The 20,045-nt window shown below is 71.0% G+C and carries 18 protein-coding genes; 7 read left to right on the top strand and 11 right to left on the bottom strand.

What is annotated here, in order from left to right:
* Positions 1-106: 106 nt before the first annotated feature.
* The 7 genes from AB0I03_RS16315 to AB0I03_RS16285 form a co-directional block, all read right to left on the bottom strand.
* Complete coding sequence (locus AB0I03_RS16315) at positions 107-2,056, bottom strand: phosphatase PAP2 family protein (protein ID WP_360412984.1); 1,950 nt, start codon at positions 2,054-2,056, stop codon at positions 107-109.
* Positions 2,057-2,253: 197 nt separating this feature from the next.
* Positions 2,254-3,261 carry a serine hydrolase gene (locus tag AB0I03_RS16310; RefSeq protein WP_360412981.1) on the bottom strand — a complete coding sequence of 336 codons (1,008 nt, stop codon included), beginning with the start codon at positions 3,259-3,261 and terminating at the stop codon, positions 2,254-2,256.
* Between the two features lie 81 nt (positions 3,262-3,342).
* Positions 3,343-4,689: a glutamate mutase L gene (locus tag AB0I03_RS16305; protein ID WP_360412978.1), complete on the bottom strand. Its 1,347-nt coding sequence runs from the start codon at positions 4,687-4,689 to the stop codon at positions 3,343-3,345.
* Complete coding sequence (locus AB0I03_RS16300; protein WP_360412975.1) at positions 4,686-5,066, bottom strand: hotdog domain-containing protein; 381 nt, start codon at positions 5,064-5,066, stop codon at positions 4,686-4,688. The genes AB0I03_RS16305 and AB0I03_RS16300 overlap by 4 nt, the downstream gene beginning before the upstream one ends.
* Entirely contained in the window at positions 5,063-5,809 is a 747-nt protein-coding gene (locus AB0I03_RS16295) for an OAM dimerization domain-containing protein (protein WP_360412972.1), read from the bottom strand. The genes AB0I03_RS16300 and AB0I03_RS16295 overlap by 4 nt, the downstream gene beginning before the upstream one ends.
* Positions 5,806-7,392: a lysine 5,6-aminomutase subunit alpha gene (locus tag AB0I03_RS16290; RefSeq protein ID WP_360412970.1), complete on the bottom strand. Its 1,587-nt coding sequence runs from the start codon at positions 7,390-7,392 to the stop codon at positions 5,806-5,808. The genes AB0I03_RS16295 and AB0I03_RS16290 overlap by 4 nt, the downstream gene beginning before the upstream one ends.
* Positions 7,393-8,448, bottom strand: a complete 1,056-nt coding sequence (locus tag AB0I03_RS16285) for an L-erythro-3,5-diaminohexanoate dehydrogenase (RefSeq protein ID WP_360412967.1) — start codon at positions 8,446-8,448, stop codon at positions 7,393-7,395.
* A gap of 185 nt (positions 8,449-8,633) precedes the next feature.
* On the opposite strand from AB0I03_RS16285, the gene AB0I03_RS16280 reads away from it, so the two are divergent.
* The 4 genes from AB0I03_RS16280 to AB0I03_RS16265 are packed head-to-tail and all read left to right on the top strand — an operon-like array spanning position 8,634 to position 11,770.
* Positions 8,634-10,076, top strand: a complete 1,443-nt coding sequence (locus tag AB0I03_RS16280) for a lysine 2,3-aminomutase (protein WP_360412964.1) — start codon at positions 8,634-8,636, stop codon at positions 10,074-10,076.
* On the top strand, positions 10,073-10,912 hold the full coding sequence (locus AB0I03_RS16275) for a 3-keto-5-aminohexanoate cleavage protein (protein ID WP_360412961.1): 840 nt from the start codon (positions 10,073-10,075) through the stop codon (positions 10,910-10,912). The genes AB0I03_RS16280 and AB0I03_RS16275 overlap by 4 nt, the downstream gene beginning before the upstream one ends.
* Before the next feature lie 52 nt (positions 10,913-10,964).
* The gene (locus AB0I03_RS16270) at positions 10,965-11,171 is read left to right on the top strand and encodes a hypothetical protein (protein WP_360412958.1); all 207 of its coding nucleotides are present in this window, start codon (positions 10,965-10,967) and stop codon (positions 11,169-11,171) included.
* The gene (locus AB0I03_RS16265) at positions 11,168-11,770 is read left to right on the top strand and encodes a nucleotidyl transferase AbiEii/AbiGii toxin family protein (RefSeq protein ID WP_360412956.1); all 603 of its coding nucleotides are present in this window, start codon (positions 11,168-11,170) and stop codon (positions 11,768-11,770) included. The genes AB0I03_RS16270 and AB0I03_RS16265 overlap by 4 nt, the downstream gene beginning before the upstream one ends.
* 33 nt (positions 11,771-11,803) lie before the next feature.
* On the opposite strand, the gene AB0I03_RS16260 is transcribed toward AB0I03_RS16265, so the two are convergent.
* Positions 11,804-12,106, bottom strand: a complete 303-nt coding sequence (locus AB0I03_RS16260) for a hypothetical protein (RefSeq protein WP_360412953.1) — start codon at positions 12,104-12,106, stop codon at positions 11,804-11,806.
* Between the two features lie 154 nt (positions 12,107-12,260).
* Between AB0I03_RS16260 and AB0I03_RS16255 the strand changes: the two genes are divergently transcribed.
* From AB0I03_RS16255 to AB0I03_RS16245, 3 genes are read left to right on the top strand one after another with little or no spacing between them, the layout of a single operon-like run.
* Positions 12,261-13,952, top strand: a complete 1,692-nt coding sequence (locus AB0I03_RS16255) for an ABC transporter ATP-binding protein (protein WP_360412950.1) — start codon at positions 12,261-12,263, stop codon at positions 13,950-13,952.
* Positions 13,949-15,688: an ABC transporter ATP-binding protein gene (locus tag AB0I03_RS16250; RefSeq protein ID WP_360412947.1), complete on the top strand. Its 1,740-nt coding sequence runs from the start codon at positions 13,949-13,951 to the stop codon at positions 15,686-15,688. The genes AB0I03_RS16255 and AB0I03_RS16250 overlap by 4 nt, the downstream gene beginning before the upstream one ends.
* 41 nt (positions 15,689-15,729) lie before the next feature.
* Positions 15,730-16,365 carry a hypothetical protein gene (locus tag AB0I03_RS16245; protein WP_360412944.1) on the top strand — a complete coding sequence of 212 codons (636 nt, stop codon included), beginning with the start codon at positions 15,730-15,732 and terminating at the stop codon, positions 16,363-16,365.
* A gap of 67 nt (positions 16,366-16,432) precedes the next feature.
* On the opposite strand, the gene AB0I03_RS16240 is transcribed toward AB0I03_RS16245, so the two are convergent.
* The 3 genes from AB0I03_RS16240 to AB0I03_RS16230 form a co-directional block, all read right to left on the bottom strand.
* On the bottom strand, positions 16,433-17,452 hold the full coding sequence (locus AB0I03_RS16240; RefSeq protein WP_360412941.1) for a pectate lyase: 1,020 nt from the start codon (positions 17,450-17,452) through the stop codon (positions 16,433-16,435).
* Between the two features lie 112 nt (positions 17,453-17,564).
* Positions 17,565-18,761, bottom strand: coding sequence for a serpin family protein (locus AB0I03_RS16235; protein ID WP_360412939.1), 1,197 nt, complete (start codon positions 18,759-18,761; stop codon positions 17,565-17,567).
* 95 nt (positions 18,762-18,856) lie between these two features.
* Positions 18,857-20,044: a serpin family protein gene (locus tag AB0I03_RS16230; protein WP_360412936.1), complete on the bottom strand. Its 1,188-nt coding sequence runs from the start codon at positions 20,042-20,044 to the stop codon at positions 18,857-18,859.
* Position 20,045: the final 1 nt, after the last annotated feature.

Raw genomic sequence — 20,045 nt, 5'->3', positions numbered from 1 at the left:
GCCTATGGAGATCGCGGGCCGTTCGTCCAAATGCAATCGTACAAATGTACGGCCCTGGATTTGTGGGGATTCGGCCCCGGCCGGCGTACGGCCGGGGCCGACCCGGTCAGGCGGCGTCGATGCGGACCTTGACGCGCTTCTTCTCGTACTCGGCGGTGGCGGTGTAGCCGGGGACGTCGAGCACGATCTCTGCGAACGTGCCCTTGACCTCTTGTGCCTTGATGACCGGGAGGTCGACGCCCGGGGTGGGCGGGCGCTGCGGGTCGAGGGTGACCCGCAGGACCGCACCGGCGCCGAGGGTGACTTTCTTGTCCACGTCCAGGGCGGGCTCGTCGCCGTCGTTCAGCAGCACCTGGAGGGTCGCGTTCGACTGGGCGAGGGCGCGCACTTCGAGCTGCCCGGTGTCGACCGCGAGCGTGCCGCCGGTGAGGGTGACACCGCCTTTGCCGAGGGCGTTCGCCGAGGCGGCCCGGAGGGTGCCGGCCTGCAGCGCGACGCCGCCGGAGAAGGAGTTGTCGCCGGTGAGGGTGAGGGAGCCGGTGCCGGCCTTGGTGAGCTTCCCGGACCCGCCGATGTCGCCGCGCCAGGTGTCGGCGGCGTTGAAGCCGCCCAGAGCGGCGTCCATCGTGACCTGGACGCCGTCGTCGAAGCGGCCGTAGCCGTCGGCGGCGGCGAAGAGGTCGAGTCGGCCCCACTGCTCCGGGCCGTCGAGGATCGGGTAACCGGCCCTGAGGGCGGTGGTGCGCAGGACTTCGCGGCGCTGGTCGGCGCTGAGGTAGGGCAGGCGGGTCTCCAGCAGGACCTCCGCTCCCTTGGGGACGGTGAACGCGGTGTCGCGGCCCGAGCGCTCGAGAATGTAGGTGAGGCGTTCGGCGAAGCGCGCCCGGTTGGCCTCGCGGTCGGCGTACTCGTCAGTGTCGGTGGCCTCGCGGTGCGCATAGGCGTGCAGCTCGTCGGCCGAAACGCCGGTCTGCTCGGTGAAGTACGCCAGCGCCTGGGCGCGGGCGTCGGCCTTGATCTGGGCGGTCGCGGGGTTGCAGAGCACGGCGGCGGCGAGTGCGGTGCCGAGGATGCGGCCGCCGACCACGTCGACCGCGCTGTGCATCCCGGCGACGATCCGCGAGTGCGAGGTGTCGGAGGCCCGCATCAGCAGTTCCTGGAACCGCTCGGGGACCGCGTAGGCGAGTGCGAGCCCGGCGAGCCAGGCGGCGTTGGTGTGGCCGGAGGGGAATCCGCCGTCGTCGGCGGGGGTGGTGGAGCGCTGGCGCAGCAGCTCGGGGGCGGCCGCGACCGCCGAGTCGTAGGCGGGGACGCCGAGGACGGGGATGCCGCCGGTCTCGACGACTTCGCTGGCGCGGTTCATCCGCCACGGGCGCGGGTACTGGTAGGCGAGTTTGCTCGGGTTCGAGGAGGTGTTGTTCCCTCGGACCGTGTTCACCAGGAGCGCGACTTTGCCCAGGTCGGAGTCGGTCGCGCCGGGGCCGATCGCCGAACCGGCTGGGGCGTCGGGGGGCAGCGAGTCGCTGATCTTGTCGGCGGGGATGCCGTCGGGGGCGCCGGTGATGGCGGTGACGGCCTTCGCGCCGGTCTTGTAGAGGGCTTCGAGGGGGCCGAGGCCGCCGATGGCGCTGTAGCTCTGGTGCTGGCGGTCGAAGATGTAGGCCTGTTTGGACGCGGCGGGGGTGCGGGCGGCGGTGACCTCCTCGCTGTACTCCAGGTTCGCTTCGAGGACGTCCTCGTCGAGCGCCGTGCCGTTGTTCCATGCCGAGCCGGTCTGCCACAGGTCTTTGAAGCCGCTGAGGATGCGGACGGCGGCGTTGGTCTCGGGGGTGAGGTTCTCGACCGTGTTGGTGCTGTAGGTGTCGACGAAGGCGGGGCCGGTGTACTGGGCCCACTGGGTGCGGGGCGCCTCGGACGCGATCGAATCCACTGTGGACTGGAGCGCGCTAGTCGTCTCACCTGCGGCGGCCGGTTCGGCGACGACCGCGGCGGCGACGATCCCGGCGGAGCCGGCGAGGAGGGCGCGGCGGCCGATCGTGTGCTGTTGTCCTGGCATGTTGTGCTCGTTTCGGTGCGGTGGACCAAGCCTCGCGGACTCGGGGGGCGCCGCGGGAACTGATTGCGAGCATCACTCTCGCTCCGCGCGGTGAACGGATCGTAGCGAGCCGGTGAGCAGGGGCTGCACGGCGGCTGACGGTTGCTGGAGACGGCGGAGTCCCGGCCGCGAGCGCGGCCGGGACTCCGTGGTCCGGACTACTGGGTCAGGCCGCCGTTGAGGGCTTCCTGCTCCACTTCGAGCGTCACCGCGTCGGACGCGGCCATGCCCGCGGCGTTCACGATGTCGAACATCTTGCGGCCCATGACGGCGTGGGCCTGGACGGCCGGGTGGGTCGCGCCGTAGTTGCCCCAGTGGTCGGTGAACTGGGCCATGAACGAGTAGACGAGGGCCGGGGCGCCCGAGGCGCTGTAGACCACGCCCGACTCGCTGCGGGTGGCGTCGTCCGCGCCGTACTTCACGGCGACGCGCGCGCGTTCGACCGAGGACATGTTGCGGCGGAACCCGTCGTGGTAGCCGCTGAGTCCCTTCAGGACATTGAGGAAGAAGCTCGTGCTCTTCGCGGAGAGCAGCTCGCCCTTGGCGAGGCGGGTGAGCAGTCGGTTCGTCTCGTACGCGGTGGTGTCGCCGAGCCACATGCGGCTCGGGTTGGCCGGGTTGGGGATGACGCGGGTGTCGTTGAAGCCCTTGGCCGCCAGCGTCTCGTTGATCTCGGCGGGCGGGCAGACCAGGCCGCACAGCCGCACCGAGGTGTTGTCCGAGGTCAGGAGCATGGCGACCAGGACGTTCGCGACGGTGATCTCGTCGCCGTACGCGGTCTGGTGGAAGTAGAAGCCGGAGCCGGTGAGGATGATGTCCGGGGTGAGCGTGATCCGGTCGTCCAGGGCGAGTTCGCCGCGGTCGATCTTGTCGAGCACGCCGAGCGCGATACCGAGTTTGTTGATGCTCGCGGCGGTCTGGATGCTCCTGGAGTTCTTGCTCACGGCCGTCACGGGCGCGGCGGTGCCGTCGAGGAGGGTCACGTAACCCTGCCAGGTGCCGCCGGCTTTCGCGATCTCGGTGTCCCAGACCGCCTTGATCTGCGCGGCGGTCGTGGCAGCGGCCTGCGCAGTGGACTGCTCCGCGTGCGCGGCGGAGGCGGAGCCGAAGACGGCGCCCCCGGCGGTCACTGCGGCACCGAGCTTGATTACATCGCGTCGTTCCATGGTCGCCTTTCGGTGGCTTGCAAGGTGGTGAGGGATGTCAGGGACTGGTACGCCGCAGGATGGGCGAACGGTTGCCTCGGATCAGAACGAAGTGGACGCGAGCAGTCCTATTGCGGCGTAGCGGTGTCCGTTCGCGGCGAGGAGTCCCGCCGGAGCGAGCCGGTAGTCCGCGTCGATCGCGAAGCGGGCGTCCTTGGGCGGCCGGACCCCGCCGGAGGTGTCCGCGCCGACCGCCTCACGCAGCCAGTCGGCGGCGCCCGGATCGCGGCGGAGGATGCCGCCGGAGCCGACCACGAGGCTCACGGCCGCGAGGTCCTTGCCGCCGCGGAGCGGTTCGTGGGGACCGCCGATGCGCTCGCCGCGGGCGTGCCGCCGCACCGCGATGCGGGCGGCGAGCGCGCTCAGCTCGGCGTCAGCGCTCATTGCAACGGCGCCGACCGGGTCGGCGGCCCGGAAGGCCGGATTCGCGGCGCGCAGGCGCGCGGCCTCCAGGAGGCCCCAGCTCGCCGAGAGGTCCTCGTCGTCGGCCGCTTCGACGATGCCCACGGCGGTGTGGCGCACGCCGAGGTCGCCTTCGACGGTCCTTGAGCGCCAAGCGGTTCCGGCCACTTCGGCGCGCGGGCCCTCGCGTTCGGCGTCGGGAGTGAGCACCGAGTAGACGTCAGTGGTCGCACCGCCCACGTCGACCACGAGCAGGTCCGCTCCGGTGACCTCGGCGAGGAGTTCCACGCCCGTGAGCACGGCGTCGGGCGTGGCGGCCTTGACCATCCGGGTGAAGTCGGCGCTGGCGGAGAGGTGCTTCCCGCTGATCACATGCCGGAGGAAGACCTCGCGCAGCGCGGTGCGGGCAGGGACGGGGTTGAGGACGCCGATGCGCGGCAGGACGTTCGCGACACGGGTCGTGTCGATGCCGGCCCCTGTGAGGAGTTCGGCGAGGTCGTCGGCGGCGTTCGCGTTGCCCGCCAGCACGACCGGTGTGCGCAGGCCGGACTGCGCGAGGGCTTCGGCGTGGGCGCGCAGGGCGGTCTCGTCGCCGCCGTCGGTGCCTCCGGCCAGGAGGATCACGTCAGGGCGGGCCCCGGCGAGGTCGACGAAGTCCCCCGCCGCGAGGTTCCCGGCGCGCACGTCCACGACCCGGGCGCCGGCGCTGAGCCCCGCCCGGTAGGCGGCTCGGGCGGTCACGAGGGGCTCGTTGCCGATCACGGCGAGGCGCAGTCCCCCGCCCGCGGAGGAGCAGACGAGGGTGTCGACGACGTCGGCGCCCTTGGGCGTCGCCTCCTCGGCGGCGGCGCGGAGGCCGTCCATGACGTCGGTGCCGATCGTGGTCGGGCGCGAGGCCGTGCCGAGGAGGTCGCCGGAGTCCGCGTCGACGGCGGCGGCCTTGGTGTAGGTCGAGCCGACGTCGACGCAGACGACGGCTTTGCTCATGGGACGACCACGGTGCCCGTGGCGGTGGTGGCGATGATCGGCTCGTCGAGCACGGCCGCCGCCGAGTCGCCCCGTGCGGGGTCGGCGCGGCACACGACGCTGAGCGTGAACTCGACGGTGCGGCTGCGGCGGCCGGTGCGCACCACCGTGGCGGTGGCCTCCACTACGTCGCCCGCTTTCACCGGCGCCTTGAACTGCACGTCCGAGTAGGAGGCGAACAGGCCCTCGTCGCCGTCGGTGATGATGCACAGCTCGGTCGCGACATCCCCGAACATCCCCAGGCCGTAGGCCCCGTCGACGAGGTTTCCGCCGTAGTGGGAGTGGCTGTAGGGGATGTAGCGGCGGTGGGTCACGGTGGTGCCGTCGTGGTCGGTCATGCTGCGGTCTCCCTACTGGTGACGAGCCGGTGGACGAGGTACGAGGCCACATCGGAGGGCGTGGTCCCGCGGGTGAAGATCCGGTCGACGCCGAGTTCGGTCGCGGCGCCCTCGTCGAAGCGGGGCCCGCCGACGACGAGCAGCGGGCGGCGGCCCGGCGGCAGCGCCTCACGGAAGGCCGCGGCCATCTCGCGGGTGTTGTGCAGGTGGGCGTCCTTCTGGGTGACGACCTGGCTGACGAGCACCGCGTCGGCCTCCTCGTCCACCGCGCGGTTCACGAGGTCGGGCACGGCGACCTGCGCGCCGAGGTTCACGACCCGCAGCTCGCGGTAGTACTCCAGGCCCTTCTCCCCCGCGACCCCCTTGATGTTGAGGATCGCGTCGATGCCCACGGTGTGGGCGTCGGTGCCGATGCAGGCGCCGACGACGCAGAGCTTGCGCCCGAGCCGCTCGCGGATGGCGTCGTTGACCTCCTTGGGGCTCAGGTGCGGGTAGTCCTTCTCGACCACTTTGACCTCGTCGAGGTTGACGAGGTGCGTGGACGCGCCGTACACGACGAAGAACGTGTAGCCCTCGCCGATCGGCTTGGCGTGCACCAGCATCGCCCCGTCGAGGCCCATCTTCGCGGCGAGCTGGAGGGCCGCGCCCTCGGCGCGCTTGTCGTGCGGGACGGGCAGGGTGAAGGAGAGCTGCACCATGCCGTCGCCGGTGGTGTCCCCGTAGGGCCTGACGATGCGGCTCATCGGGCGGCCTCCTTCGGCGCGTCCTGGTCGGGGCTGGTCCGGTCCAGCTCCTCCGCGGCCGGGTTCCAGTAGTCGTCGGCGCGTTTCGCGACGCCGTCGAGGCCGCGGCCGCCGTCGGCGGGGCGCTTCATGATGCCGAACGTGCCGTCGGCGATGGCGTTGAGCAGGCCGTCGTCCACGATCTTCCCGAGCAGGTCGACGGCCTCGCCGAGGACCTGGTTGGCGCGGGCGGCGATGAAGCCGTCCTTGGGCGGGTGGAAGTCCTCGGCGAGCCCGGCGCAGGCGCTGAGCACGTACCGGACGTTCTGGAGCGCGATGTCGCGGTCGGAGAGCCAGGGGGTGACGACCGCTTCGGTCATCATGCCCACCAAGAGGATCGACTGCCCGGTCATGACCCCGGCGAGGTTGAAGAACCCGTCGAGGAGGTTGCCGCGGAACACGTCGCCGGTCATGTGCTTCGTGGGCGGCATCCACTTCAGCGGCGCGTCCGGGAACAGCTGGCGGGCCAGGAGCGCGTGGGCGAGTTCGAGCCGGAACGACTCGGGCACTTCAGGGTTGATTTCGAAGGCGTGCCCGAGGCCGAGCAGCGGGTCCGGCAGCCCGGCCTCGTGCGCGAACCGCTCGTTGAGCAGCTGCGAGACGGTGACGGTGTGCGCCGCTTCGACCGCGTCGGCCGTGGTCAGGTAGTTGTCCTCGCCGGTGTTGATGATGATCCCGGCCCGGGCGTGCACCTGCCGCGAGAAGCGCTGGTCCACAAAGGTGCGGATCGGGTTGATGTCGCGGAACAGGATGCCGTACATCGAGTCGTTGAGCATCATGTCGAGCCGGTGCATCCCGGCCAGCGCGGCGATCTCGGGCATGCAGAGCCCGGAGGCGTAGTTGGTGAGGCGGATGTAGCGGCCGACCTCGCGGGAGGTCTCGTCGAGCGCGGCGCGCATGAGCCGGAAGTTCTCGCCGGTGGCGTAGGTGCCGGCGAAGCCCTCGCGGGTGGCGCCTTCGGGGACGTAGTCCAGGAGGGACTGCCCGGTGGAGCGGATGACGGCGATGACGTCCGCCCCTGCTTTGGCCGCGGCCTGGGCCTGCGGGATGTCCTCGTAGATGTCGCCGGTGGCGACGATGAGGTAGATCCAGGGGCGCTGGGGCGGGTCGCCGATCTCGGCGACGAGCGCGTCCCGCCGGTCGCGGGACCGGTCGATGCGGTCGAAGCCGTGCTGGACGGCGGCCTGGGCGCGTTCTCGGGCGGTCCGTGCGTCGTTGGCGGTGGGGAGGGTGAAGCGGACGCCGTCCGCGGCGGCGGCGTGGGCGAGGCGGTCGAGGTCGGGGAAGTCCTTGAGCGCGTGGAAGACCGGGAGGGCGATGCCGTGTTCGATGCCGACCTGCTCTTGGACGGCGTCGGCGAGGCGGTTGACCCAGGGGATGCCGTCGGGGTCGGCGCCGGTGAGTCCGGCGAGGCGGAGGGTGGCGCGTTCGACGGAGACGGTGGTGTGGCTGCGGGCCAGGTCGACGACGGGTTGCGCGGCTTTCGCGGCGAGGCGGCGGGCCTGGGCGACGACGGCGGGGTCGAGCGGGAGTTCGGCGGCCATCTAGTCCTCGTCCTCCTTGCCGACGCGTGCGATGAAGAGGTCCTTCAGGTGCGGGTTCGCCCTGAGGAGGTGGAGGGCGTACTCGGCGTGGCCGGGGACGTAGCCGTTGCCGATGAGCATCTCGACGTCGGCGGCGAGGCCTTCGGCGCCGAGGGCGGCGGCCGGGAAGGAGGTGGCCATGGAGAAGAAGACGACGGTGCCGCCGGTGGCGGTGGCGAGGATGGCGCCGTGCTCGCAGCCGGGCACGTCGACGCAGACGACGGTGACGTCCGCGCCGCGGCCGTCGAGGGCGTCGTTGACCTTCTCGGCGAGGCGGAGCGGGTCGGTGGCGTCGGCGATGACGATGTCGTCGGCGAGGCCGGAGCCGCGCAGTTGCGCGTCCTCGATCTCGTCGCGGACGACGGCGACGACCTTCGCGGCGTGGGCGTCCCGGGCGGCGGCGAGCGAGAGCGAGCCCGACTTCCCGGCGGCGCCGAGGACGGCGACGGTGGTGGTCGCGTGGGGTCGGCGGGCGACGACGCGGCGGACGAGCGCGGGGGCGCCGCACACGTCGAGGACGGCGAGCGCGAGGTGCTCGGGCAGGTCATCGGGGAGGACGGCGGCGATGGAGCGGGCGAAGAGGATCGCGTGGCCGCTGGTCGGAACCTGCTCGGAGTTGCCGTCCCAGCGCATCAAGCCGTCATCAATGCGCAGCGGGGTGAGGGTGAGCGAGACGAGGGTGGCGACCTTCTGGCCGGGTTTGAGGCCGAGCGGGGAGCGGGGTCCGACGGCGTCGACGGTGCCGATGAGCATGCCGCCGGAGCCGGTGACGGGATTGTGCATCTTGCCGCGTTGCGCGATGATGGCGCGCACTTCGGCGCGGACGGCGTCGCCGTCGCCGCCGTGGGAGGTGTGGAGCTGCCGGTAGGAGGCCGCGTCGAGGTTGAGGCGCTCGACGCTGATACGGACCTCGTCGTCGGCGATCTCGGGGTCGGGGTCGAGCCGGTCGGCCGCTTGTGGCAGCGCTCCGGCGGGGCTGACGACTCGGTGCGATCCGACCGGTGAGCCTTTCGACATCGTTGCCGCCCTTCTTGTAGCAGGGAGTTTATGGAGTCTCAATATGCGGGACCTAGCGCACTACAGTAACGGAAGGTTATCCTCGTCACAAGGACGGTCATCCCCGTCTGCGAGGTTCCCCGGGCCAACAGCCCGGACATGGAGGTGAAAAGGTGTCGGATCGACCGACGGGAGACACAGCACCCGTGATCGAGCAGCCCTACCAGTACCGGCGTCGCAGGCTGGAGGAGCCCGACTGGACGCGGTTCCCCGGCTGGGCGGACGTGACCGAGGCCGACTGGGCCTCGGCGCAGTGGCAGCGCGTGCACTGCGTCAAGAACGTCAAGCAGCTCCGGGACCTCATCGGCGACCGGCTCCACGAGTCGTTCTACGAGGACCTCGCCGCCGACATGGAGCGTTCGGCGACCATGTCGATGCTGCTGCCGCCGCAGATGCTCAACACGATGGCGCCCCAGGTCGAGGAGACCGCCCCGGGCTCGTGGACGGACGCGTTCTACGCCGACCCGGTGCGCCGCTACATGCTCCCGGTCGCCTCCGACCGGCGCTCCGACTGGCCCTCGCACCCGTTCGCGACGCGCGACTCGCTGCACGAGCACGACATGTGGGCCGTCGAAGGCCTCACCCACCGCTACCCGACGAAGGTGCTCGCCGAGCTGCTCTCGACCTGCCCCCAGTACTGCGGGCACTGCACCCGCATGGACCTCGTCGGCAACTCCACGCCCACAGTGGACAAGCGGCGGCTGGCACTCAAACCGGTCGACCGGCAGACGGCGATCCTCGACTACCTCGAGGCGCACCCGGGCGTGCGGGACGTGGTCGTCTCGGGCGGCGACGTGGCGAACCTGCCGTGGAAGCAGCTCGAACGGTTCCTCGACCGGCTCCTCGACGTCGAGACCATCCGCGACATCCGCCTGGCCACCAAGGCGCTCATGGGCCTGCCCCAGCACTGGCTGCAGGACGAGATCGTCGATGGGCTCGCCCGCGTCGCCAAGCGCGCGGCCGGGCAGGGCGTCAACCTCGCCATCCACACGCACATCAACCACGTCAACTCGGTGACCCCGGCCGTGGCGCGGGCGGCGGCGGCGATGCTCGACGCGGGCGTGCGGGACGTGCGCAACCAGGGCGTGCTCATGCGCGGCGTCAACGACACCCAGGCGGACCTGCTCGACCTGTGCTTCGCGCTGCAGGGCGAGGCGAACATCCTCCCGTACTACTTCTACATGTGCGACATGATCCCCAACGCCGAGCACTGGCGGACCTCGGTCGCCCAGGCGCAGGAGCTGCAGACGGCGATCATGGGCTACCTGCCCGGATACGCGACGCCGCGGATCATCTGCGACGTGCCGATGGTCGGCAAGCGCTGGGTCCACCAGCTCTCCGAGTACGACCGGGAACTGGGCATCTCCTACTGGACCAAGAACTACCGGACCTCGATCGAGGCCGACGACCCCGACGCGCTCACCCGCCGGTACCCGTTCTACGACCCGATCGACACGCTGTCCAAGGCGGGCCAGCAGTGGTGGGCGAACATGCACGCGCCGGTCCGCGCGAAGGAGGACGGCGACGCGGCCGCGGCGCGGTCGCGGCAGGCCGCGGCCCGCCAGGACGAGGCTGCGGAGGTCGCATGACCGGCACCCTCATCACGGTGGCGCCTACCGGGGCCGAAGTGGAGAAGGCCGAGGTCCCGGCGCTGCCGGTGACACTGGACGAGCTGGTCGACACCGCGAAGCGGTGCGAGCAGGCTGGCGCCTCGATCATCCACGTGCACCTGCGCGACGACGACGCCCGGCCGACCCTCGACCCGGTGCGGCTGCGCGATGCCGTTGCGGCCCTTCGGGACACGACCGACCTCATCGTGCAGCTCTCGACGGGCGGCTCGGTGCGCGACGGCGAAGGGGCCCGCCTCGCGGTGCTCGACGCCGAACCGGACATGGCCTCCTGCACGATGGGCACGGTGAACTTCGGCGACGACGTCTTCATGAACCGCTGGGCGTTCATCACCGAACTGCACCGGCGCATGCAGGACAAGGCGGTCGTGCCCGAGTACGAGCTGTTCGACCTGGGACACCTCTCGGCGCTCGAGCGGCTGCTGGACAAGGAGGGGCTGCCGTTCGGCGGGCACGTGCACGTCGACTTCGTGCTCGGCGTGCCGGGCGGCGCGGCCGGCGATGCCGCCACGGTGACCGCGTTCGCCGAGGGCGTGCGCCGGTACCTCCCCGAGGGGACCACCTTCTCGGCCACCGGCATCGGGAGGACGACGCTGCCTGTCATGTTCGCCTCGCTGGCCCACGGCGGGCATCTGCGGGTGGGCATGGAGGACACGGTGTCGTACGCGAGGCGGCAGGCGGTCACCGGCAACGACCAGCTGGTGGAGCGGGCCGCGGCAGCGGCGGCGCTGGCCCAGCGGCCTGCGATCACCACGGTCGAGGCCCGCAAGCTCCTGCGGATGCGCGACGCCGACTGATCGGCTCGTTTCTCCCGGTCTTCCTCGCACCTGGCCCCTATAGACTGGAGCAATGGACTCGCAGTCGCCCGCCGACCGGCTTCGGATGGCATTCGAAATGCACGAAGTCGGTCGGCGCATGTACACGCAGAAACTGAAGCGCGCCCGCAGCATCCTCACCGAGCCCGAACTGCGCGACGAACTCCGCCGCTGGCTCCTGAACCCGCCAGGCGCCGAGAACGGTGACTATCCCGGTCCCCGTTCACACCGACGCATATGAACGAACTCGAACAGAGTCTGCACCGCATCGCGACCTTCTTCGACGATCGCGGCACCTCCTGGGCGCTGGTCGGCGGGTTCGCCGTCTCAGCACGAGTCGAACCCCGCTTTACCCGCGATATCGACCTCGCCGTTGCAGTCGCCGACGACGTCAGCGCAGAAGCGACACTTCGCGATCTCATGGCCGGCGGATACCAATTGTTCGCCACAGTCGAACAGGAGGCCGTCGATCGACTGGCGACGGCCCGCCTCCTCGACGCTCGCGAACCTCAGCATGAGAACGTCGTGGATCTGCTCTTCGCAAGCTCAGGAATCGAACCCGAGATCACTGCGGAAGCTGAACGACTCGAAATCCTGCCGGGCCTCGTTCTACCGGTCGCCCGTCTCGGGCACCTGATTGCGGTCAAGTTGCTCGCACGCGATGACGAGACCCGCCCGCAGGACATCGCCGACCTGCGAGCCATGCTGCGCGAGGCCACGGGCGCCGACATCGCCCTGGCTGAGACCGCGGTCGAGCTGATCACCGAGCGCGGCTACCACCGAGAGCGGGATCTCAAGGCCGCGCTGAGCGACCTGGTCGAAGTCCGCAAGCCAGGCTAGGGCCTTGGCCTCGCGCTCCGGTTCGCTCCCGACTCAGTCGCGCCAGCGGCGGCCGAAGCCGGAGAACAGGCCGCCGATCGCCAGGTAGACCAGAGCGGCGATGCCGTAGTTCACGACGGCGCGGACCTTCGGGTCCTCGATCCCGGTGAACATGTCGCGGAACAGCCAGGAGAACCAGTTGGCGAGGTCGGCCATGAAGTTCACCAGCGGGTTGTGGGGGTTGGCCTCAAGGAGGACGAATCCCAAGTGCAGCAAGATGATCAGCGCGATCGCACCGAAGATCGCGGTGATGATGTGCACGATGAGAGGGTTGTAGCGCGTGACGACGTGTGCCATGACGATTCCGTTCGCTCAAGTGTCTGTCGTTCTAGGACACCCGGGTTCCCGCTGAGCAGCGGCGCAAACGGGACCTCTCGGAACTGGCACAGCCGGAAATGCGACAGTTTTAACCGGTTACTGGAATACCGGTCGGCCGGTAAGCTTGGGTCCCATGCCTTCCAGACCTCGCTCCGGGACAGGGGCCCCGCCCCTGGAACGGCCGCTCACCCCGCTGCGGCTCCTCACCGGCCTCGCCCGGCCCCACTCCGGCCGGATCGCATTGGGCGCGTTGTTCTTCCTGCTCGCAGGCGGTGCGTCGATGTCGCAGCTGTGGATGCTCGGCCGCGTCGTCGACGACGGCCTCATCGCCCGCGACGGCGGCGACTTCGCGTTCTGGTTGACGCTCATGGCGATCGCCGTCACCGTGCAGCCGACGTTCTGGGTGCTCGGCTACCGGCAGTTCAACAGCGCGGACGCCGCGAACCAGCGGGTCATCGTCCAGCGCCTCACCGACCACCTCAACACGGCCGGAACCGGTGTGCGCGGCCGCGTCTCGGCGGGCGAGCTGGTGAACCTGCCCAGCGAGGACATGCGGAAGGCGGCCCATTCGGTCACCGAGATCGGGTTCCTCACCAACAACCTCGCCATGTTCGTCATCGGCTCGGCCCTGGTGTGGTCGATCCATCCGCTGCTGGGCGGCATCGTGATCGCCGGCAGCGTCGTCACCGCCCTCGTCGCCGGGCCGCTCCTCAAGCGCCTCCAGCACCGCCAGGCCGACTACCGGGACATGATCGGCGGCCTCACCGCGCAGGCGGCCGACATTGTCGGCGGCCTGCGGGTGCTCCGCGGCATCGGCGGGGACCTCATGTTCACCGCCCGGTACCGCGAGCAGTCGACGGCGCTGCGCGACCGCGGCTACGCCGTGGCGAACTCCAGCTCGTGGATCCACGCCCTGCGCAGCTCGATGCCGATCGTGTTCGTCGCGGTCATCACCTGGGTCGGTGCGCTCCTCGCCGTCGGCGACGCGCTCACCATCGGCGGCCTCGCCTCGGCGTTCAGCTTCGCGACGATCTTCATCGCCGTCTCCGGCAACTTCATCATCTCCGCGAACTACCTGGTCGCGAGCTGGGTGGCCGCCGGCCGCCTCACCCGGTTCCTCGCGATATCGACCGATGTGGACGACCAGGGGACCCTCCGCGGCGAAGGCGGCGAACTGCGCGACCCCGACTCAGGCCTCGCGGTCCCCGGCACCGGTCTCACCGTGCTCGTCACCGCCGAGACTGCCCCGGCGCTGGAAGCCTGCGAACGACTGGCCCGCTACCGCGACTCCGAAGCGGCGTGGGGCGCGCATCCCCTGGAGGCGTACGCGCTCGCAGACGTGCGCGAGCAGATCATGCTGCTCACCGACGAGGACTACCTCTTCGAGGCGACCCTCGCCGAGACGCTGCGGGTCGGCCCCGACGCGGCGTCCACCGCGATCGCGACCGCGTGCGCCGGCGACGTGCGCACCGCCCTCGGCGGCTCCCTCGACGGGCGCATCGCCGAGGGCGGGCGCAACCTCTCGGGAGGCCAGCGCCAGCGGCTGCGGCTCGCCCGCGCGCTCGCGGCCGAACCGCGGGCACTGCTGGCGGTCGAGCCGACCTCGGCGGTGGACTCGCACACGGAGTCGCTCATCGCCGCGCGCGTCGCCGCCGCCCGCGCAACACTGGCGACGCTCGTGGTGACGGCCTCGCCGCTGTGGCTCGCCCACGCCGACCGGGTGGTCTGGATGGTCGAGGGCAAGGTCCACGCCACCGGCTCGCACGCCGAGCTGCTGGCCGAGCCCGAGTACCGCCGTCTCGCATCGCACGAGGAGTCCGCATGAGCGCCAACGACACTCGAGCACGGCTGCCGATCGCGAACCCGGCGCAGGTGCGGCGGGCGTTCCTGGAACTCCTCGCCGCCGACAAGGGTCCGGCCGTGCAGGTCCTGGTGATGTACACGCTCGCGGCCGGGTTCAGCGTCGCCGTGCCGGTCCTGCTGGGCCGGGTGGTCGACGGCATCGGGGCGGGCTGGGGCGCGGGCGACGTCAACCTGTGGTGCGGGGTGATCCTCGCGTGCGTCGCCGTCCAGTTCGTGTTCAGCCGCCTGGGCCGGCGTGCGGGCTACCGGTTCGGCGAGCGGGCGGCGGCGCGGCTGCGCGAGGACGTCGTCGCGCGGGTGCTCGGGCTGCCGCTCGACCGGGTCGAGCAGGCCGGACGCGGCGACCTCGGCACGCGCACGGCGTCCGACGTCAACACGGTCGCTGACCTGCTGCGCGACAACGGACCCACGATCGTCACCTCGCTCATCGAAGTGCTCGTGCTGTACCTCGCGCTGTTCGTTGTCGACCCGCTGCTGGGCCTGGTCTCGCTGCTGACGCTGCCGCCGCTGCTGCTCGCGGCGCGCCGGTACCTGCGCCAGGCGAACCTGGTGTTCACCGCGCAGCGCGCGGCCATGAGCGAAGCGGCCGAGACGCTCTCCGCTTCCGGCAGCGGGGCCCGGACGGTGGCGGCCCTCGCGATGCAGGAGGAGCGGCGCGCGCTCGGGTACGCGCGGGCCGCGACCCTGTTCGAGCGGTTCATGCGGCTCATCCGGCTCCAGGTCGAGTTCTTCTTCCTGCTGCTCTGGCTCAACCGGCTGCAGCTGCTCATCACGATCCTCGCGGCCGGGCTGTGGTACCTCGAGGGCGGCTTGAGCCTGGGCACGGCGATCGCGGCGATCACCGTCGTCGTGCGCATCGCCAACCCGACCAACGGGGTCATGATCCATCTCAGCGAGTTCCAGCAGGGCTCGGCCGCGCTCGCGCGGATCGCGGGCGTCGGGCTCATCGAGGCGTCGCCCCGCGAGGCCGAGCCGGACGGGACCGACCTGGTCCTCGACACCGTGACGTTCGGGTACGGCGACGGCCCTGACGTGCTGCACGGCCTCAGCCTCCATCCGAAGCAGGGCGAGCGGCTGGTCGTCGTCGGCCCTTCCGGGGCCGGGAAGTCGACGATCGCGCGGCTCCTCGCCGGGATCGACCGGCCCCGGACCGGGACGGCCGTGCTCGGCGGGGTGCCGGTGTGCGACATCGCGGTCGAGGAGCTGCGCCGCCGCGTGGTGCTGGTGACGCAGGAGCACTACGTGTTCACCGCGACCCTGCGGGAGAACCTCGTCCTGGCCGCGCCGGAGGCCGACGATGCGCGGCTGGTCGAGGCGCTGCGGCGCGTCGACGCCGAGTGGGCGCTCGCCGAGGGCCTGGACTCGATGCTCGGCCCCGAGCACCGCAGCCTGTCCACTGCCGAGGCGCAGCAGATCGCGCTCGCACGCGTCGTCATCGCGGACCCGCCGATCGTGATCCTGGACGAGGCGACGGCCGGGATCGACCCGGCCAGCGCGGGCAATGTGGAGGCCGCGCTGGCGGCGGCGCTCGCGGGCCGCACGGTCATCGCGATCGCGCACCAGTTGCAGGCGGCGGCCTCGGCCGACCGGATCGCGGTGGTCGAGGACGGCCGGATCGTGGAGGAGGGCACGCATGCTGCGCTGCTCGCCGCGGGCGGGGTGTACGCCGGGCTCTGGCACGCGTGGCAGGGCGACTGAAGCGGGTTGCCCGGTTCGCGGCCGGCGATTAAGGTCCGAAGATGAGCAGAACCCTAGTGACCGGCCCCGATGTCGAACGGGCCGTTGACCTCACAGCTGCCGCGCTGCGCGGCGCACCCGCCGGGGCCTGGGCCAATCGGGCCGGGCCGATGGACTGCGACTGCTGGGACGCCTTGGACCACTTGAACAACGGCCTGTTCTCCTATGCGCTGCGGCTCGCCCCTCAGGTGCCGTACGTCCAGGGTCGTCCGACGATCGTGTGGCAGCGGCCGGGAGAGCAGCCGCTGCCGCTCATCACCGACCGCGAGTCCGGCCCTGAAGCCGGGATCGAGGTCCTGCTGATGGTGGGCGGCCTGGTCGCGGCCGTGGTCGACGCGCGCCCGGCGACGGCGCGGTCCTGGCACATCTGGGGCAAGGGCGACCCCGAGGGCTTCGCCGCGATGGGCGTGGTCGAGACCCTCGCCCACGCCTTCGACCTCGCACAGGGCCTCGGTGTCGACTTCGAGCCTCCGTCCGACCTGGTGGCTCCGGCGCTGGCGCGGCTGTTCCCCGAGGCGCCCGCGGACACCGATCCGTGGCCGACTCTCCTGTGGGCCACGGGCCGTGGGGAGCTCGAAGGGCACGTGAAGCGGGGCCCGGACTGGAGCTGGCACTCCGCGCCACTGGACGAGGACTAAGACTCGGAGCTTGTCGCTCTCGGCGCTGTTGCGAGCGCCGAGAGCGTTTCTTGTTGTGCTGCTTCGCCTACAGGTTCCCGGCTCCCGCTCCGGCGGGAACGGTTGTCGGCAGGGTCGCCGGATTGTCGAGCGAGTAGTCGTAGTAGTCGCCCGGTTCTTCGACCGAGCCGGAGGTCTCGCAGGGGCCCGAGGCGGTGAAGATGTTGCCCCGCTGGACGAGCCTGCCGGGGTCGCTGTCGGCGTAGCCGCTGGCCGAGAAGCACGGGAAGGGCACGTTCTGGAAGTAGTTGCCCTCCACCAGCACTCCGGCGTTCATGGTGGAGGCGGCGGCGTAGAGCTCGTTGGCGCGGAAGTAGTTGTTGTAGACGTGGACGGGCTCGCCGAACCGCACGCGCGGATGCCGCTGCGTCGAGCCGTCGAAGTAGTTGTGGTGGATGGTCGTCTTGAGGTGCCCGGCGTCGCCGGACGCGCCGTCGGAGTGGCCGAGGAGCATGCTCTTATCGGTGCCGTCGAAGTGGTTCCAGGAGACGGTGATGTAGTCGGCCCGGCGCGCGATGTCGATCGAGCCGTCGGCCGGGTTCACGAAGGTGTTGTGGTCGACCCAGATGTGGTGGGACTCCTGGCCGATGCCGACGGCGTCGTCCTCGGCGTTGGTGAAGGTGAGGTTCTGGACGATCACGTTGTAGGACCGGTAGAACTCGAAGCCGCCGCCGTTGATCACGGCGTCGTCGCCGATGCCGCGGATCGTCTTGTTCGGACGGACGCCCTGCTTGCTGGTGATGTCGATGGTGCCCTCGACCAGGATGGTCATGGCGCCCACGGTGTCGATGGCCTCGAGCAGTTCGTCGGTGGTGTCGACGGTGACGGTGGTGCCGCCGGCGCCGCCGGTGGTCCCGTTCTGGCCGAGCGCGTTCACCGAGGCGAACCCGGTCGGCGTTCCGACCTGCAGGGGCGCTTGGTCGATGGCGTCCCGGGTGCCATCGGCCTCGGCGGCCTGCGCGGTCGGCAGCGCGCCCATCGTCGCGGCCGCGGCGGCCACGGCGACCAGGCCGGTGACGATGGCGGCGCGGGTGTGTCGTCTTCGCATGGGATGACCTCTCGTGAGGATATTAGTCGGTATCGATATGTTATCGATACCGACCTCCACATGCAACCGGTTGCACGAGCGATCTCGCGGAAGGCGGCTCGGGCGACGCCGCTTAAACGGTTTCGGGCTCGTCGACCCAGCCGGCGATGAGGATCAGGCCGGACGAGCGGTGCCGGGCCAGGTAGGCGAAGGGCCGGTCGAAGCGGATCGAGGCGCGCACGTGCCGGTGCTTGGGTTTCATGAAGCCCGCGGCGCGGGTCATGGCGATCGCGGTGACCGCTGCGGCTTCGAAACCGGTGGCACTGAAGACCGCTGTCGCGGTCTGCCTGGCCTGGGTGATGTAGACCGGCTCGGCCGCGAGCCGGTCGAACTGCGCGCGGTCCTCATCGGAGGCGGTGACGATGCCGAGCGCGGCGGCGTCGTCGCCGAGGTCGAGGTCGGCGTCGAGTTTGAAGCCCACGGTCTGGACCTCGACTTCCGGACCGGTCTGCGGCTGCACGGCCTGGTACTCGGTGACCGCGACGCCGACGGCCCGCTCCCCGACGGCGAGCCCGGTCGACGAGCGGCCCCACCCGGGATCGGTCGCGGCGTCGATGAGGGCGTTCATGACCGCTTGCGGCGCAAGGCCTTCGCGGCCGAGGCCGAGGAGCACGTCGATGTCGCCGTCGCCGGGGACGGTGAGCACTGAAGCATCGTCGGCGACGCGCAGGAGGTCGTCGCGGAGGGTCGCGGTGAGGGCGCGGCAGCGTCCGAGGCCGGACCAGGGGCCCTGCTTGAAGTCGCGGGCGGCGTCGTTGAACGGGGTGGCCCAGGTGGTGCGCACGGAGAGGGCGCTGGCGAGGACGAGGTCGATCGGTCGACCGAAATCGAGCGGCATCCGCTCGATGAGCCCGCCGGTGTTCCGGGAGGCCCATTCGTCAAGGGCGGCCTTGTCCGCGGCGGCGTCGCCGGTGAGCGACCCGACTGCGTCCACCGGCAGGTTCGCGGCCCATTGCGGATCGAGCGTGACCCGGGATCCGGCCCAGACCGCGAGCGCGAGACGGATCGCCGGAGTCGAGCGGGCCGCTTCAAGAAGCGCGGCCGGCAATCTGGAGGCCTGGTCGGCGTCGATGCCGGCGGCGGCGAGCAGCTCGTCACGGGTCTCGCCGACCGCGCCGGTCGCCAGCGCCGCGAGCAGCGGCCAGATGCCGAGCCCGGAGGCGACGGCCGGAAGGGTCGCCCGGGTGGCGAGCCAGCGGCGGGTGAGTTCGTTGGCGGCCTTGATCTCGCGTGCGCTCAGTGCGTCTTGGATCGTCGTCTCGGTGCCCATGGCTTGGATGCTAGTGCCTCGACGCTTGGGGCAGCTTGTTTCAGCCGCCCGGGGGACGCGAAGGCCCCGCACGAGTGCGGGGCCGGTCCGATGGACTATCCGCCCGGGTTGTCGACCCAGCCGCCGATGAGGATGAGGCCGGAGGGCCGGTGGCGGGCGAGGTAGGCGAAGGGGCGGTCGAAGGTGACCACCGCGCGCCGATGCTTGTGGATCGGCTCCGGCGGCGCCGAGCCCATCCAGTCCATGCCGAACGCGGTGACGGCTGCGGCCTCGAAGCCGGTGGCGCTGAACACCGCGGTGCAGACCTGCTTGGCCTGGCTGACGTAGAGGCGTTGGGCCGCAAGGCGGTCGAACTGGGCGAACTCGTCGTCGGAGGCCAGTTCAAGGCCGAGCACGGCTGCGTCCTCGAGGAGGTCGAGCTCATTGTCGAGCGTGAAGGCGGGCACCACCGCGTTGGTCTCCGGCGCGGTCTGCGGGTCGGGACTCCGGTACTCGTAGCGGTTGACGCCGATCGAGGGCGCATCCGCGGTGAGGTCGCTCGCCGAGCGGCCCCAGCGGGGGTCGGCGGCGGCGTCGATGAGGGTCGAGACGACCTCTTGCGGCCTGGCCTCCTCGCGGCCCAGCGCGAGCAGGACGTCGATGTCGTCGTGTCCCGGCACGGTGAGCACGGCCGTGTCCGGACCCACGCGCAGGACCTCCTCGCGGTACGAGGCGCTGAGGACCTTGCCGCGGTCTTTCCAAGGACCGGTCTGGAAGAGCCCGTGATGCTCTTCGAACGGCGTGCGCCACTTGGTGCGCACCGACAGGGCGCTGGCGAGGAGGAGTTCGATCGATTCGTCGAGGCTGACCGGCATCTTCTTGATGAGGCCGCCGGTGTTCCGATCGGCCCACTCGTCGAGGGCGGGTGCGTCGACGGCCGGGTCGCCGGTGAGGGCGCCGATGGCGTCGCCCGGGAGGCCCGCGACCCAGTCGGGGTCGAGGGCGACGCGGGGTCCGGCCCAGGCCGCCAGCGCGAGGCTGAGGGCGGGAGCCGACTGCACGGCGTCCAGGAGCGCGGTCGGGACGGCGGCGGCCTGGCCGATGTCGATGCCTGCCGCTTCCAGCAGCTCTTCGAGCGTGGCTTCGACGGCGCCGGTGGCGAGGACGGCGAGCAGCGGCCAGATGCCGAGCCCGGAGGCGACCGCGGGGACCTCGGCGCGGCCGGTGAGCCAGCGGCGGGTGAGTTCGTTGGCGGCCGTGATCTCGTCGGCGCTGAGCGCGTCTTGCAGGGTGGTCTGCTCCATG

This window comes from Glycomyces sp. NPDC021274 (assembly GCF_040641195.1).
Lineage (GTDB): Bacteria > Actinomycetota > Actinomycetes > Mycobacteriales > Micromonosporaceae > Glycomyces.
Note: the sequence above shows the minus strand (reverse complement) of the source record. Positions and strands in the feature narration are given on the sequence as shown.